Genomic DNA, 12,859 nt, shown 5'->3' on the forward strand with positions numbered 1-12,859 from the left:
CAGAAAGCCGTGTTGACCACCACAGACGACCTTCGGGTCAAGGAACTCAAAGTACTGACCACGCCGGACGAGGTGATGCGCGAGATACCGCGCTCACTGACGGCGACGCGCACCGTTGCCGCTTCGCGCAACGCCATCCATTCCATCCTGACCGGGGTCGACGATCGACTTGTTGTCATCGTCGGCCCTTGTTCGATCCACGATCCGGTCGCCGCCGTGGACTACGCCAGCCGTCTGGCGGCGCTGCGCGAGGCCCTGGCCGACCGGCTCGAGATCGTCATGCGCGTCTATTTTGAGAAGCCGCGCACCACGGTCGGCTGGAAGGGTCTCATCAACGATCCCGATCTCGACGGCAGCTTCAACATCGACAAGGGCTTGCGCATGGCGCGCAACGTGCTGTCGGCCGTCAATAATCTCGGCCTGCCGGCGGCGACCGAGTTCCTCGACATGACGACGCCGCAATACATCGCCGACCTCGTCGCCTGGGGCGCCATCGGCGCGCGCACCACCGAAAGCCAGATCCACCGCGAGCTGGCGTCCGGCCTGTCCTGCCCGGTCGGCTTCAAGAACGGCACCGACGGCAATCTCAGGATCGCCGGCGAAGCGGTGAAGTCCGCCGCCCAACCGCATCATTTCATGGCGGTGACCAAGGGCGGCCGCAGCGCGATCGCGGCGACCACCGGCAATGAGGATTGCCATGTCATCCTGCGCGGCGGCATCCAGCCGAATTACGATGCTGCAAGCGTCGATGCCGCTGCTGCCGAGCTCGGCCGCATCGGTGTCGCGCCGCGGCTGATGATCGATGTTAGCCACGCCAACTCCGGCAAGAAGCCGGAGAACCAGCCCAAGGTCGCGGCCGACGTGGCGGGCCAGGTCGCGGCGGGCGACGAACGCATCATCGGCGTCATGATCGAGAGCAATCTCGTTGCCGGCCGACAGGATGTCGTGCCCGGCAAGCCGCTCGTCTACGGCCAGAGCATCACCGATGGCTGCATCGACTGGGCGACCACCGAGACCGTGCTGCACGGCCTTGCCGGTGCCGTCGAATGGCGCCGGTCGGCGAAGCGCGAGATGCTCGCCAGCCGTCAGGGCGCGGCCTGACGCCTCTTCCTTCCCCCTTGTGGGGTGAGAAGCGGTCCGCATAGCGGACGAAAAGCCAATTGCTTGGCTTTTCGAGCTTCGAACGCCCTGAGCCTGCGAAGGGCCGGGTGGTGGAATGCCGCGAAGCGGCAAGACGGATGAAGGGTATTCGTGGGGTGCGGCGTGTCTCCTTGTCAGGGATTCACGCCGCGCTCAACCCTTCCCAGGCCGTGAAGATCGAAACCGCGAACAGCAGCAATCCTGCCGCGCGGCCTGCAAATATGGTCGCCTTCGGATTGTCGACCAGCAGCCCCCGGCTCCGCCCGGCGGTGACGGCGAGCCCGCCATAGATCGCCGCCTGCGTGGCGATCGTCAGCAATCCCATGATGGACGTCTGCATCCAGATCGGACCGTAAGCCGGCTTAAGGAATTGCGGATAGACGGCGATGATGAAGAGATAGGCCTTCGGATTGATCAGGCAGGTGAGCATGCCTTGCCGAAACGCCTTCCAGGCCGAGCGGCTCCCTGCGGGGCCGTCGTCACCGACGGTGATCGAGCTGCGCATCAGCGAGATCCCGATATAGGCCATGTAGGCGGCGCCCGCGACCAGCAGCGGCGTAAACAGCATCGGCACGAAATGCATGAGCAGGCCGACGCCGATCGCACCGTTCACCGTATGCACCGCGCCGCCGAGCATGATGCCGGCGGTCGCCGCGAGACCTCGATTGCTGCCGCCCGTCAGCGCATTGGCCAGCACGAACAGCATATCCATGCCCGGCACGGCGATGATGCCGAACAGAAGCACGAAGAACAGCCAGAGATTTTCGCTATAGCTCATGTCAGTTGCCGGTCACCTCACCTGCGAGCGCTCAAAGGAACCTGTTGATTTTCAAGCGCGTAGGCCGCCCTATAGGTCACCCCAACTGACGGGGGTGTGTCAGTTGCGTTTCGTTCGGATGGAAAAATGCGCAAGGCCTCGCGCCTGTTCGAGATCATCCAGATCCTGCGGCTGGCCAGGAAGCCGGTGACGGCGGCGACGATCGCCGAGCGGCTGGAGGTGACGGTGCGCTCGGTCTATCGCGACATCGCCGCCCTGCAGGCGATGCGCGTGCCGATCGAGGGCGGGCGCGGCATCGGCTATATATTGCGCCCCGGTTTCGACCTGCCGCCGCTGATGTTTTCCATCGAGGAGATGGAAGCGATCGTCTTGTCGCTGGCGCTGCTCGAACGCACTGGCGACGACGGGCTCAAGCAGGCCGCGAAACGCGTCGGCGCCAAGATCGCCGGCGCCGTGCCGCCGCCCCTGCGGCAGACCCTCGACGCCAACGCGCTGCATGCCTGGGGTTTCGCCGCGCCTTCGGCCTCCGCGGTCGACCTCGCGCTGGTCCGTCGAACCATCCGCGATGAGGAGAAACTCGCTTTGTCCTATCGCGACGAGGCGGGACGGGCGACGGAGCGCATAATCCGTCCGGTCGCGCTGATCTACTATGCCGAGACCGCCAACATCGTGGCCTGGTGCGAATTGCGCCAGGCCATCCGCAATTTCCGCAGCGACCGCATCGAGGACTGCCGGCCGGCAGGCCTGTGGTTCAAGGGCGAGGGCGACCGGCTGCGGCAGGTCTGGGTCGACGGCTGGGAGATCAATGCCTCGGCCGCTGGCAACTGACGCGGCGATAGCTTTCGGTGGGCCAATGGTTCCGTCGCTGCCCGGCCTGGCCACCGCGACCTCAACGCACGAAGCCGCGACAGGCCCAGGCGACATTGGCGAAGGATCGCGGGCCATCGGGCCGGCCGGCCTGATAGGCGTCGCGCACGGCGGCCTCGACGCGCTCTCGCTCGGCCGCGTCCAGCGTGGTCATGTATTTGCCGAGTGGGCCTTCGCCGGCGCCGATCGGGCCCCAGAAGTCACCGAAATCCGCGTAGTCCATGCGGATCATCAGCTCGGCTTCGCTGACATCTGCAAGGCCTTGCTCGACAAAGGTCCGCTTCATCTCGCCCGGCTGCATCATCGGCTGGAAGCAGTAGCGGCTGCGCATCTGGCGCCCGCTTTCGCTGAGCGCGGCAATCGTGTCGATCATCATGCGCATGCCAGTCATGCCGCCATAATGGTCCCAGACGACGGCCGCAACCACGCCGCCTGGCCGCGTCACCCGGCGCATCTCGGCCACCGCCTTGCCGGCCTCCGGCACGAAGTGCAGCACCAGCAGCGCCAGTGCGCGATCGAACGCATTGCCGGCGAAAGGCAGCGCCGTGGCGTCGGCCTGGCTGATGGTGACGCGCGGATCGGTGTTTTTCCCCGTCGCCGCCGCGACGAAGACCGGGGAAAAATCGATGGCCTGGATTTCCGCGAGATCGGCCGATTTCGCCAGCTCGAAGGTCAGGCTCCCGGTGCCGCAGCCGACATCGAGGATTTTTTCGCCCGCGGCCAGACCGGCGAAGTCGATGAACTTGGGCGCGAGCCTGCGGCTCCAGCGCCCCATGAGTTGCTCATAACCGGACGCAGCATGGACGGTGAAGGTGGACGTCATCGGAGCCTCCGTTCATAAGCGTAGGCTAAACGACGGCGCAATTGCTGCATAGGCGCCAGGCAATTTCGTGGTAGGTATAAGGATAGCGTGATGTGCGTCAACGTTTATGTGGGCGACGTCACGCGGGCCGCTTATTTGCGGATGTTCACCTAGTGGAGGGGCTCTGCGAACGCGCCCAGGCGGGCCTGCGGACCATGCGCGCACGAAGTTCTTCCGACGGCTTATTCGGAGCATCTAGCAGAGCAAGAAATTCTTGATGCGTCTCGGCATCAAGAAGGAAGGTGCGCTGATCGAGAATGGTCTCCTCGGCCTGCTTGCGGGCGCTGTCCAGAACGAACTCCGACAATCCCATCCCGCGCAAATTTGCGGCGCGGCTAAGGATGGCCTTCGTCTCCGCCGGTGCCCGAATCTGAATGACATCCTTTTGTGCTGTATTCTTTCGGGACTTCATCCTGCTGCTCTCTTCACGTCCGCCACGCTTTCCCGCTCCACCAGCGGACATTCCAGCTTGGTGATCGGGTAGCGACCGCGGCCGGGCGCCGGCGGCGTTTCTAACTGCTCGATCGCCCATTGGCCCATCGCCAGATGCGGCAGGATCGAGGTCGTCAGCGGCGGGAAGAGATGGCGGGCGATCTCCTCGTCGTCATAGCCGACCACGGAAATGTCCTGAGGGATATGCAGGCCGGCTTCCTTGAGCGCTTCGTAGCAGCCGATCGCCGTGCGGTCGTTCTGGCAGAAAATGGCGGTCGGACGCTCCTTGAGCCCGAGCAGCTTCACCGTCGCGGCGTAGCCGGCGCTGGCCGACCAGTCGCCCTCGACCACCAACTCCGGATCGAAGGGAATGTCGGCGGTGGCCAGAGCGCGGCGGTAACCCTTGAGCCGATCCTGCGCGGCCTGCATCCAAGGCTCGCCGGTGATGGTGGCGATGCGGCGATGGCCATGGCTGATCAGATGCCTGGTGGCGCTCTGGCCGCCGGCGATCTCGGAGGGCACCACGGCCGGGAAGGCATAGTCGGCGGTGTAGCAGTTGAGCAGGATGACCGGGATCTCGAGGCTGTAGAGGAAATCCGGCGCGGTGATCTCGCGCGTGAAGATGGTCATATAGATCAGCGCCGAGATGCCGAGCCGCGTCAGTGCCTGGATGGCGCGCGGCTCCATCACCGAATCACCCATGGTCTGCGCCACGAGGAGCACGTTGCCGGCATTCCAGGAGGCCTGCCGCGCGCCCTCGATCGCGACGACTGCCTCGGGGCTGGTGGCGAGCTGGTCGACCGCGAAGCCGATGACGCCATCCAGGCCTTCGAACGGCGTCACCGGCGGCCGTAGCGCCGAGAACACCGGTGGCGAATAGCCCAGCGCTTTGGCCGCCTCGATAACCCGGTCGCGTGTCTGTTGCGACAGCCTGATGCCTGGCGAATTGTTGAGCACGAACGACACCGTCGCCTGCGAGCACCCGGCGGCGCGCGCAATGTCGGTCATGGTGACGCGGCCCTTGGGCTTGGTGGCCGGCTTGCGGCGCCTGGAAGCCCCGGGAGGATCGCGCAGTTCCGTCGGTTCACTCATGGTCGTTTCCCAAACCCAGCCGGCTCTAGAGCAAAGGCGGCGGCAACGGCAAGATGGTCGAGGTCGATACGTCTATCGGAATCGCCAAAGCTAATAGATATTAGCATGCACGGCACACAAGCCGCCAAGCCTGCTGCATCACGACAAAAGCTTGGCGACAAGGTCAGCGATGCTGACAATTACTGGGTTTTCTTGCGCGACTGCAGGCCTTGCCGCGCTCGCTCTCCTCACTCCCGGCGCGTCTTTCGACCAGCGTCTCCTCCGCTCCGAAATCGCGCCTCTTGGCTTCATAACTAATACTATTTACTAATAGCCGTAAGCGTTCTACTGTCAACTCGCCGTAACCGTCCGGACGTCGGATCGGTGCCGGCAAGTGCGAAGGATGTTCCCTCGAGATTCGGCGGCATCGCCGCATCGGGTTCGCATCCATCTCACGAAAATGTCAGACAAATCGGACTATTTACGAACGCCACATGAGTGTCTAGTGTCTCGACCGCGGCCGGATCGGCACTGTTCTTAAGTCGGCGGACCTTTACGCCACACCCTTGAGGAGGAGGGTTATCCGGGCCGCAGCCGAGACATCATCGACGAGTTCTACAAGGGAGGTTGAACTATGAATTCCATGATCCGTAACGCATCTGTCGCCGCGGCGGCTTTGCTGATCGGGCTTACGGCCACGGCGGTTGCCCGCGCGGACGACAAGCCGACGCTGGCCTTCGTCGTCAACGGTGCGTCAGACTTCTGGAAGGCGGCGGAGGCCGGCGTGAAGAAGGCGCAGGGCGAATTGCCCGACTACAATCTCGAGCTCAAATATCCGGAACAGTCCTCGGTGGCCATTCAGCAGCGGCTGATGGACGATCTGGTGACGGCAGGCGTCAAGGGCATCATGGTCTCGGCCGTCGATCCCAAGACCTCGACCGACGGGCTGAACAAGATCGCGTCGGAAACCGCGCTGTTCACCACCGACTCGGATGCGCCGCAGACCAAGCGCGTCGCCTATATCGGCTCGTCCAATGTCGATGCCGGCAAGCAGGCGGCCGAGATCGCCAAGAAGGCGATGCCGAACGGCGGCAAGTGCCTGGGCTTTGTCGGCCTGCTCGGCGCCGACAACGCCAAGGAACGCATCCAGGGCATGAAGGACGGGCTCGCCGGCAGCAAGATCGAGCTCGTCGACGTGCGCGGCGACGATATCGACCAGGCGCGCGCCAAGAAGAATGTCGAGGACGCGCTGGTCGCCAGCCCCGACATCACCTGCATGGTCGGCTTCTACTCCTACAACACGCCGCGAATCTATGAAGCGCTGCGCGACGCCGGCAAGCTCGGGCAGATCACCGTCGTCGGCTTCGACGACGATCCGATCACGCTGGGCGGCGTCAAGGAAGGCACCGTCGCCGCGACCGTGGTGCAGCAGCCCTTCGAATGGGCCTATCAGGGCATGAAGCTGATGGCCTCCTATCTCAAGGGCGACAAGTCGGGCATCCCGGCCAACAACCTGATCATCATCCCAACCAAGATCATCGGCAAGGATGACGTCGACACCTACGCCGCCAATCTGAAGGCGATGCAGGGCAAGTAAGCTCAAAATAGTTGCGCCGGCTCAAGGGTCCACCTTGAGCCGGCGTTCGTATTGACGGACCCGCCAAGGCCCGTCAGTCTGTGGCCCACCGGCTGCTATCAGGCGTGATGACCTCTACCGACACCACTCACCCAATCACCGCTCCGTTCCTGAGCCTTGAGGCCGTGCGCAAGACCTATCCGGGTGTTGTGGCGCTGGACAGGTTTTCGATGGAAGTCCGTTCCGGCGAGGTCATCGGCCTGGTCGGCGAAAACGGCGCCGGCAAATCGACGCTGATGAAGATCCTTGGCGGCGTGACGCGGCCGGACAGCGGCACCGTCACCGTCGACGGCGCGGCGCATGACGGCCTGACCGTCGAACAGAGCATCGGTTCCGGCATCGCCTTCGTGCACCAGGAACTCAACCTCTTCGAAAATCTCGATGTCGCGGCCAACATCTTCTTCGGCCGCGAGCCGCTGCGCGCCGGGCCGCTGAAGCTGGTCGACCGCGCGAAATTGCGCGAAATGGTGGCGCCACTCCTGAAGCGCGTCGGCGCCAATTTCTCGGCGGACGCGCCGGTCGCCTCGCTGTCACTCGCCCAGCAGCAGATGGTCGAGATCGCCAAGGCGCTGTCGATCAAGGCCCGCCTTGTGATCCTCGACGAGCCGACCTCCAGCCTGCCGATCGCCGAGACGGAAAAGCTGCTCGACGTCATCAAGGGACTTAAGGCGCAGGGCATCAGCGTCATCTTCATCTCGCATCGGTTGCACGAGATCGAGCGCGTCGCCGACCATGTCGTGGTGCTGCGCGACGGCACGCTGGCCGGCACGCTGGCGAAGGCTGAGATCAATCACGACGAGATGGTCAGGCTGATGATCGGCCGCATGCTGAAGGAGCGCGAGAAGGCGGGCGAGGCCACGCGGGCTCCAGGCAGCGTGGCACTGTCAGCCAATGCCCTGCGCACCAGCACCTATCCGGATCGGCCGGTCAGCCTGGAGCTGAGGCGCGCGGAGATTCTCGGCCTCGCCGGTCTGGTCGGCTCCGGCCGCACCGAGCTTGCACGCGTGCTGTTCGGCATCGACGAGCGGCTCGGCGGCAGCGTCACCCTCGACGGCAAGCCGCTTAATGTCGGCTCGGCCGCGGACGCGGTGGCGAACGGCATTTTCCTGGTGCCGGAAGACCGCAAGCTGACCGGCATATTGCTCGACCTGTCGATCGCGCAGAACATTTCGCTGCCCAACCTGCCGGCGCATGCGAAGCGTTCGCTGGTGTCGGCCAATGCCGAGCTGGCGACGGCCGAAAAGCAGAAAAAGAACCTCGGCATCAAGGCGCCGTCGGTCCTGACCCGCACCGGCACGCTGTCTGGCGGCAACCAGCAGAAGGTGGTTCTGGCCAAATGGCTTGCGATGAACCCCAAGGTGATGATCCTGGACGAGCCGACGCGTGGCATCGACATCGGCGCCAAGGCCGAAATCTACGGGTTGATGCGGGCGCTGGCCGATGCCGGCGTCGCGGTGCTGATGATCTCCAGCGACATGGAAGAGGTGATCGGCGTCTCCGACCGCATCGCGGTCATGCATGAGGGGCAGATCTCCGGCATCCTCGAAAAGGACGATTTCAGCCAGGAGAACGTGCTGTTGCTGGCGGTCGGCAAGAAGCCGAAATTGCTGCAAGCGGCGGGAGGAGTTGAATGAGCAAGAAAGATCTCGGCCTGCTGGTGCTGATCCTGGTGGTCGGCGCGGTAGTGACGGCCATCAATCCGCGCTTCCTCTTGCCGATCAACCTCGCCAACACCTCCAACCTGATTGGCCTGTTTGGAATCCTTTCCATCGGCCAGGCCTTCGTCATCATCACTGGTGGCATCGAGCTCTCCGTCGGCTCGCTGGTCGCGCTGCTCGGCACGCTGTTCATCGACTTCATCGCCGTGCGCGAGTTGGACTGGCCCCTGGCCTTCGCGATGATCATCCTGCTCGGCGCCATCATCGGCTTCGTCCATGGCTGGCTGATCACGCGGCTCAAATTGCAGCCCTTCGTGGTGACGCTCTGCGGCCTGCTCATCTATCGCGGCGTGGCGCGCTTCTACACCGCCGACGGCACGGCAGGCTTCGCCTTCGGCCAGAATTTCCCGGATCTCGAATTCCTGACGGCCGGCCGTTCGGGCGGCGTGCCGAACAGCTTCATCGCGCTGATCATCATCGCCATCGTCATGTGGGTGGTGCTGCACCGCTCGGTGTTCGGCCGCTATCTCTATGCCATCGGCAAGAATGAGGAAGCGGCGAAATATTCGGGCATCCGCACCGGCCGCATCGTGATTGCGGCCTATGTCATCTGCGGCGTGCTGACGGCGCTGTCGGCCATCTATTTCGCCATGTACACGCGCTCGATCTCGCCGGCCAGCCACGGCCAGTTCTACGAGCTCTACGCCATCGCGGCGGCAGTGCTCGGCGGCTTCTCGTTGCGCGGCGGCGAGGGCTCGCTGGTCGGTGTCATCCTCGGCACCGTGCTGCTGCAGGAGCTGCAGAACCTCGTCAATCTGCTCGGCATTCCGTCATCGCTCAACTTCGCGGTGATGGGCGGCGTGATCCTGATCGGCGTGCTGGTCGACCAGCAATGGGGCGTCTTCCGCGCCCGGCGCCGCATGATCGAAGCGACGCGCCAGAACGTTGCGGGCGCGCCGGCGGAGTAGGCTCGCCCTTCCGCTCAGGGCTCTGATTGGGCCGATGCTCGCGGGGGAAGCCGCTGGGCACGTCCGGATTCACGGACGGATTGCAACAACACGTGAACCGGAAAACAGCCCTTGTCGCAGAATTGGGGCTGGGCTAAGCAATTGGTATCTGAGGGTTCCAAGAACAAAAAATGGGAGAAAGTATCGTGACATCATCACGTTGGATCGCGCTGGCCGCGCTGGCATTGACCTGTTCGACGCCTGCAATGGCCAAGGACTGGAAGACCGTTTCGGTCGCCATGGAAGGCTCCTATGCCCCTTGGAACCAGACTGATGCCAGCGGCAAGATCGTCGGCTTCGAGGTCGACATCCTCAACGACGTCTGCGCCCGCGCGAAGCTCGAATGCAACATCGTGGCGCAGGACTGGGACGGCGTCATCCCCGGCCTCACGGCAGGCAAGTTCGACATTGTCATGGACGGCATGTCGATCACCGAGGAGCGCATGAAGACGATCGACTTCTCGATCCCCTACGCGTCCTCGCCGGTGGCTTTCCTTGCCGACAAGAACGGCCCGCTGGCCAACATGTCCAACAGCGGCAAGATGATCGATCTGTCGAAGGACGACGCCGAGTCCAAGGCGGCGCTCGACACGCTGCGCAAGGAACTCACCGGCAAGAATCTCGGCCTGCAGGTTTCGACCACCGAGGCGACCTTTGCCGACAAGTATCTCAAGGACGTCGCCAACGTCCATGAATACAAGACCACCGACGAGCACGACCTCGACCTGATGGCCGGCCGTATCGATGTCGCCTTCGCCGACACCACCTACTTCCTCGGCACGCTGGCCAAGCCCGATGCCAAGGACCTGGAATTCGTCGGACCGCAGTTCAAGGGTGGCCCGATCCTCGGACCGGGCATTGGCGCTGCCTTCCGCAAGACCGACAAGGACCTGCAGGACATCTACAACAAGGCGCTCAAGGCCGCCATCGATGACGGCTCGGTGTCGAAATACAGCCTGCAGTGGTTCAAGATCGACATTACCAAGTAATGTCGCGACGGGAGCAGCCAAGCCTGCTCCCGTTGTTGCATTGAGACAAGCAACCGTCGCCGGGAGGGAAGGCGTACGTGGAGTTTCTCAGCGATCTGCAGGCGCAGTTTTCGACGGCCTATGAGCTGCTGGCCGCCGGCTGGGGCGTGCAACTGCTCTGGGGCATCGCCTGGACGCTCGCCGTCACTGTCGTCTCGATGCTGATCGGCGCGATTCTGGGGTCGCTGGTGGCGGCGGCCAAGCTTTCGCCTCGCGGCGGACTGAAGTTTATCGGCGAGAGCTACACCACCGTCTTCCGCGGCGAACCGGAACTCCTGATCATCTACCTGTTCTACTATGGCGGCACGCAGGTCCTGACCGGCGTGGCGCGGTCGACCGGATCGATAGGCTCGACCGATATTCTGAACATGCCGAGCTTCCTCGGCGGCGTGCTTGCGGTCGGCATCATTTCCGGCGCCTACCAGGCCGAGGTTTTTCGCGGCTCGTTCCTGGCGATCCATCGAGGCGAGCTGGAGGCGGCGCGCGCCTACGGAATGTCGGCCTGGCTGCGCTTTCGCCTCGTGATCGTGCCGCAGGTGCTGCGTCTCGCAGTGCCGGGGCTGGGCAATGTCTGGCAGCTGACCATCAAGGATTCGGCTTTGATCTCGGTCACCGGTGTTGCCGAGCTGATGCTGACGGCGAACAAGGCGGCGCGCTCGACGCACCATTCGCTGCTTTTCTACACGGTCGCCGGCATCCTTTATTTGGTCATGACCTCGGTCTCGACGCCGATCTTCGAGAAGGCCGAGCGTTACACCTCGCGCAGTTTCACGCGGCCGAAGTGAGAGGTGGCGGTGGCTTTCGACTTCTACCTTTCAACCATGTGGAGCGTGCTCAAGGCGCTGCCGCTGACGCTCGAGATCTGGTTCTTCGGCATCGCCTTCGGGCTCCTCATCGCCACCGGCCTGACCTGGCTGCGGGCTTCCGGCTACAAACTGGGTGAATATTTCACCCGCGCCTATGTCTTCATCTTCCGTGGCTCGCCGCTGCTGGTGCAGCTCTACCTGATTTATTTCGGGCTCTCCCAGTTCGATTTCGTCCGCCACAGCCCGGTATTGTGGCCGATCCTGCGCGATCCGATGTATTGCACGATCGTCGCCATGGCCTTGAACACGGCCGCTTATGAGAGCGAGATTTTCCGCGGCGCGCTGCGGGCGGTGCCGGTCGGGCAGATCGAAGCGGCCAAGGCGTTCGGCATGTCGGCGTTCACCCGTTTCCGCCTCGTCACGCTGCCGATCGCGCTGCGGTTGGCGCTGCCCGCCTATTCGACCGAAATCATCCTCATGACTAAGGCCACCGCGCTCGCCTCCGTGGTCACGATCATGGAGATGATGGGAACCGCGCAGAAGATCCAGCACGACACGTTCCGGCCGATCGAAGTGCTGACCTGCGCCGGCGTGATCTACCTGCTGCTCAACCTGTCGATCGCCCGGATCTTCGCCTGGGTCGAATACCGGCTTTCGCCGCATCTGCGTCCCCCGCCCGAGCAGAGCCAGCAAATCAGACCTGTACCGGAGGTGTTGTGATGTCGGCAAATGTCGCCGCTGCCGCGAAGGCAACGCCGCCCCCGGAGGACAAGTCGGCCATCAGCGTCAGGGACATGCGCAAATGCTTCGGCGATCATGAGGTGCTCAAGGGCATTTCGCTCGAAGCCCACAAGGGTGACGTCATTTCCATCCTCGGCTCGTCGGGTTCTGGCAAGAGCACGATGCTGCGCTGTATCAATCTCCTCGAAACTCCGGACTCCGGCGAAGTGCGCGTAGACGGCGAGCTCATCCGGATGAAGCAGGGGCGGGATGGCCGCCAGATGCCGGCCGATATCCGCCAGGTGGAGCGCATCCGCGCCAACCTCGCCATGGTGTTCCAGAGCTTCAATCTGTGGTCTCATATGACCGTGCTCGAGAACCTGGTCGCGGCGCCGACGCATGTGCTCAAGCGCCCGCGGGCGGAATGCCTGGAACAGGCCGAGATATTGCTGAAGCGCGTCGGCATATGGGAGCGCCGCAATTATTATCCCCCGCACATGTCGGGCGGTCAGCAGCAGCGCGCGGCAATCGCGCGGGCGCTGGCGATGAATCCCAAGGTGATGCTGTTCGACGAACCGACATCCGCGCTCGATCCGGAACTGGTCGGCGAGGTGCTGCGCGTCATGCGCTCGCTCGCCGAGGAGGGGCGCACCATGCTGGTCGTCACCCATGAGATGGGTTTTGCCCGCGACGTGTCGAGCAAGGTGATGTTCCTGCACAAGGGCGAGGTGGATTCGGTCGGCGAACCGAAGGAGATGTTCGCCAGGCCGCCGACGCCGCAGTTCAAGCAGTTCATCGCCAACTTCAACAAGTGAAGCGCCGTCCCCTTCTCCCCCTGTGGGAGAAGGTGGCCG

Annotated in this window: 13 protein-coding genes; 9 read left to right on the plus strand and 4 right to left on the minus strand. The window is 63.7% G+C overall.

Going from position 1 to position 12,859, the window contains the following annotated elements; all coding sequences use genetic code 11:
* The first annotated feature begins 9 nt into the window (after nt 1-9).
* Complete coding sequence (locus tag EN869_RS11075) at nt 10-1,101, plus strand: 3-deoxy-7-phosphoheptulonate synthase (protein ID WP_127226731.1); 1,092 nt, start codon at nt 10-12, stop codon at nt 1,099-1,101.
* Between the two features lie 181 nt (nt 1,102-1,282).
* Here EN869_RS11075 and EN869_RS11080 read toward each other — a convergent pair whose 3' ends face one another.
* A complete protein-coding gene (locus EN869_RS11080) occupies nt 1,283-1,918 on the minus strand; it encodes a LysE family translocator (protein WP_127226730.1) in 636 nt (211 codons plus the stop codon).
* 126 nt (nt 1,919-2,044) lie between these two features.
* On the opposite strand from EN869_RS11080, the gene EN869_RS11085 reads away from it, so the two are divergent.
* On the plus strand, nt 2,045-2,746 hold the full coding sequence (locus EN869_RS11085) for a YafY family protein (RefSeq protein ID WP_127226729.1): 702 nt from the start codon (nt 2,045-2,047) through the stop codon (nt 2,744-2,746).
* A gap of 61 nt (nt 2,747-2,807) precedes the next feature.
* On the opposite strand, the gene EN869_RS11090 is transcribed toward EN869_RS11085, so the two are convergent.
* The 3 genes from EN869_RS11090 to EN869_RS11100 form a co-directional block, all read right to left on the minus strand.
* The gene (locus tag EN869_RS11090) at nt 2,808-3,608 is read right to left on the minus strand and encodes a class I SAM-dependent methyltransferase (protein WP_127226728.1); all 801 of its coding nucleotides are present in this window, start codon (nt 3,606-3,608) and stop codon (nt 2,808-2,810) included.
* 145 nt (nt 3,609-3,753) lie between these two features.
* A complete protein-coding gene (locus EN869_RS11095; RefSeq protein ID WP_127226727.1) occupies nt 3,754-4,059 on the minus strand; it encodes a DUF1778 domain-containing protein in 306 nt (101 codons plus the stop codon).
* Nucleotides 4,056-5,171 carry a LacI family DNA-binding transcriptional regulator gene (locus EN869_RS11100; RefSeq protein WP_167507017.1) on the minus strand — a complete coding sequence of 372 codons (1,116 nt, stop codon included), beginning with the start codon at nt 5,169-5,171 and terminating at the stop codon, nt 4,056-4,058. Before EN869_RS11100 ends, EN869_RS11095 begins: the two co-directional genes overlap by 4 nt.
* 613 nt (nt 5,172-5,784) lie before the next feature.
* Here EN869_RS11100 and EN869_RS11105 point away from each other — a divergent pair.
* From EN869_RS11105 to EN869_RS11135, 7 genes are all read left to right on the plus strand, one after another.
* A complete protein-coding gene (locus tag EN869_RS11105) occupies nt 5,785-6,747 on the plus strand; it encodes a sugar-binding protein (RefSeq protein WP_127226726.1) in 963 nt (320 codons plus the stop codon).
* Between the two features lie 107 nt (nt 6,748-6,854).
* Nucleotides 6,855-8,420 (plus strand): sugar ABC transporter ATP-binding protein, encoded by a 1,566-nt coding sequence (locus tag EN869_RS11110; protein ID WP_127226725.1) that lies wholly within the window; start codon nt 6,855-6,857, stop codon nt 8,418-8,420.
* Entirely contained in the window at nt 8,417-9,412 is a 996-nt protein-coding gene (locus tag EN869_RS11115) for an ABC transporter permease (protein ID WP_127226724.1), read from the plus strand. Before EN869_RS11110 ends, EN869_RS11115 begins: the two co-directional genes overlap by 4 nt.
* Nucleotides 9,413-9,597: 185 nt before the next feature.
* Nucleotides 9,598-10,440, plus strand: a complete 843-nt coding sequence (locus EN869_RS11120) for a transporter substrate-binding domain-containing protein (protein WP_127226723.1) — start codon at nt 9,598-9,600, stop codon at nt 10,438-10,440.
* Nucleotides 10,441-10,517: 77 nt separating this feature from the next.
* Nucleotides 10,518-11,264 carry an ABC transporter permease subunit gene (locus tag EN869_RS11125; RefSeq protein WP_245489476.1) on the plus strand — a complete coding sequence of 249 codons (747 nt, stop codon included), beginning with the start codon at nt 10,518-10,520 and terminating at the stop codon, nt 11,262-11,264.
* 3 nt (nt 11,265-11,267) lie between these two features.
* Complete coding sequence (locus EN869_RS11130; protein WP_245489477.1) at nt 11,268-12,005, plus strand: ABC transporter permease; 738 nt, start codon at nt 11,268-11,270, stop codon at nt 12,003-12,005.
* Nucleotides 12,005-12,820 (plus strand): ATP-binding cassette domain-containing protein, encoded by an 816-nt coding sequence (locus EN869_RS11135; protein ID WP_127226722.1) that lies wholly within the window; start codon nt 12,005-12,007, stop codon nt 12,818-12,820. The genes EN869_RS11130 and EN869_RS11135 overlap by 1 nt, the downstream gene beginning before the upstream one ends.
* Nucleotides 12,821-12,859 lie beyond the last annotated feature (39 nt).

Origin of the sequence: Mesorhizobium sp. M2D.F.Ca.ET.226.01.1.1 (genome assembly GCF_004022705.2) — a bacterium.
GTDB lineage: Bacteria > Pseudomonadota > Alphaproteobacteria > Rhizobiales > Rhizobiaceae > Mesorhizobium.

What these genes read in the sequence shown, in the direction of transcription:
- EN869_RS11085 (WP_127226729.1), top strand. Translation starts at nt 2,045, where the DNA reads ATGCGCAAGGCCTCGCGCCTGTTCGAGATCATCCAGATCCTGCGGCTG.
- EN869_RS11100 (WP_167507017.1), bottom strand. Translation starts at nt 5,171, where the DNA reads ATGAGTGAACCGACGGAACTGCGCGATCCTCCCGGGGCTTCCAGGCGC.
- EN869_RS11105 (WP_127226726.1), top strand. Translation starts at nt 5,785, where the DNA reads ATGAATTCCATGATCCGTAACGCATCTGTCGCCGCGGCGGCTTTGCTG.
- EN869_RS11080 (WP_127226730.1), bottom strand. Translation starts at nt 1,918, where the DNA reads ATGAGCTATAGCGAAAATCTCTGGCTGTTCTTCGTGCTTCTGTTCGGC.
- EN869_RS11095 (WP_127226727.1), bottom strand. Translation starts at nt 4,059, where the DNA reads ATGAAGTCCCGAAAGAATACAGCACAAAAGGATGTCATTCAGATTCGG.
- EN869_RS11115 (WP_127226724.1), top strand. Translation starts at nt 8,417, where the DNA reads ATGAGCAAGAAAGATCTCGGCCTGCTGGTGCTGATCCTGGTGGTCGGC.
- EN869_RS11135 (WP_127226722.1), top strand. Translation starts at nt 12,005, where the DNA reads ATGTCGGCAAATGTCGCCGCTGCCGCGAAGGCAACGCCGCCCCCGGAG.
- EN869_RS11090 (WP_127226728.1), bottom strand. Translation starts at nt 3,608, where the DNA reads ATGACGTCCACCTTCACCGTCCATGCTGCGTCCGGTTATGAGCAACTC.
- EN869_RS11110 (WP_127226725.1), top strand. Translation starts at nt 6,855, where the DNA reads ATGACCTCTACCGACACCACTCACCCAATCACCGCTCCGTTCCTGAGC.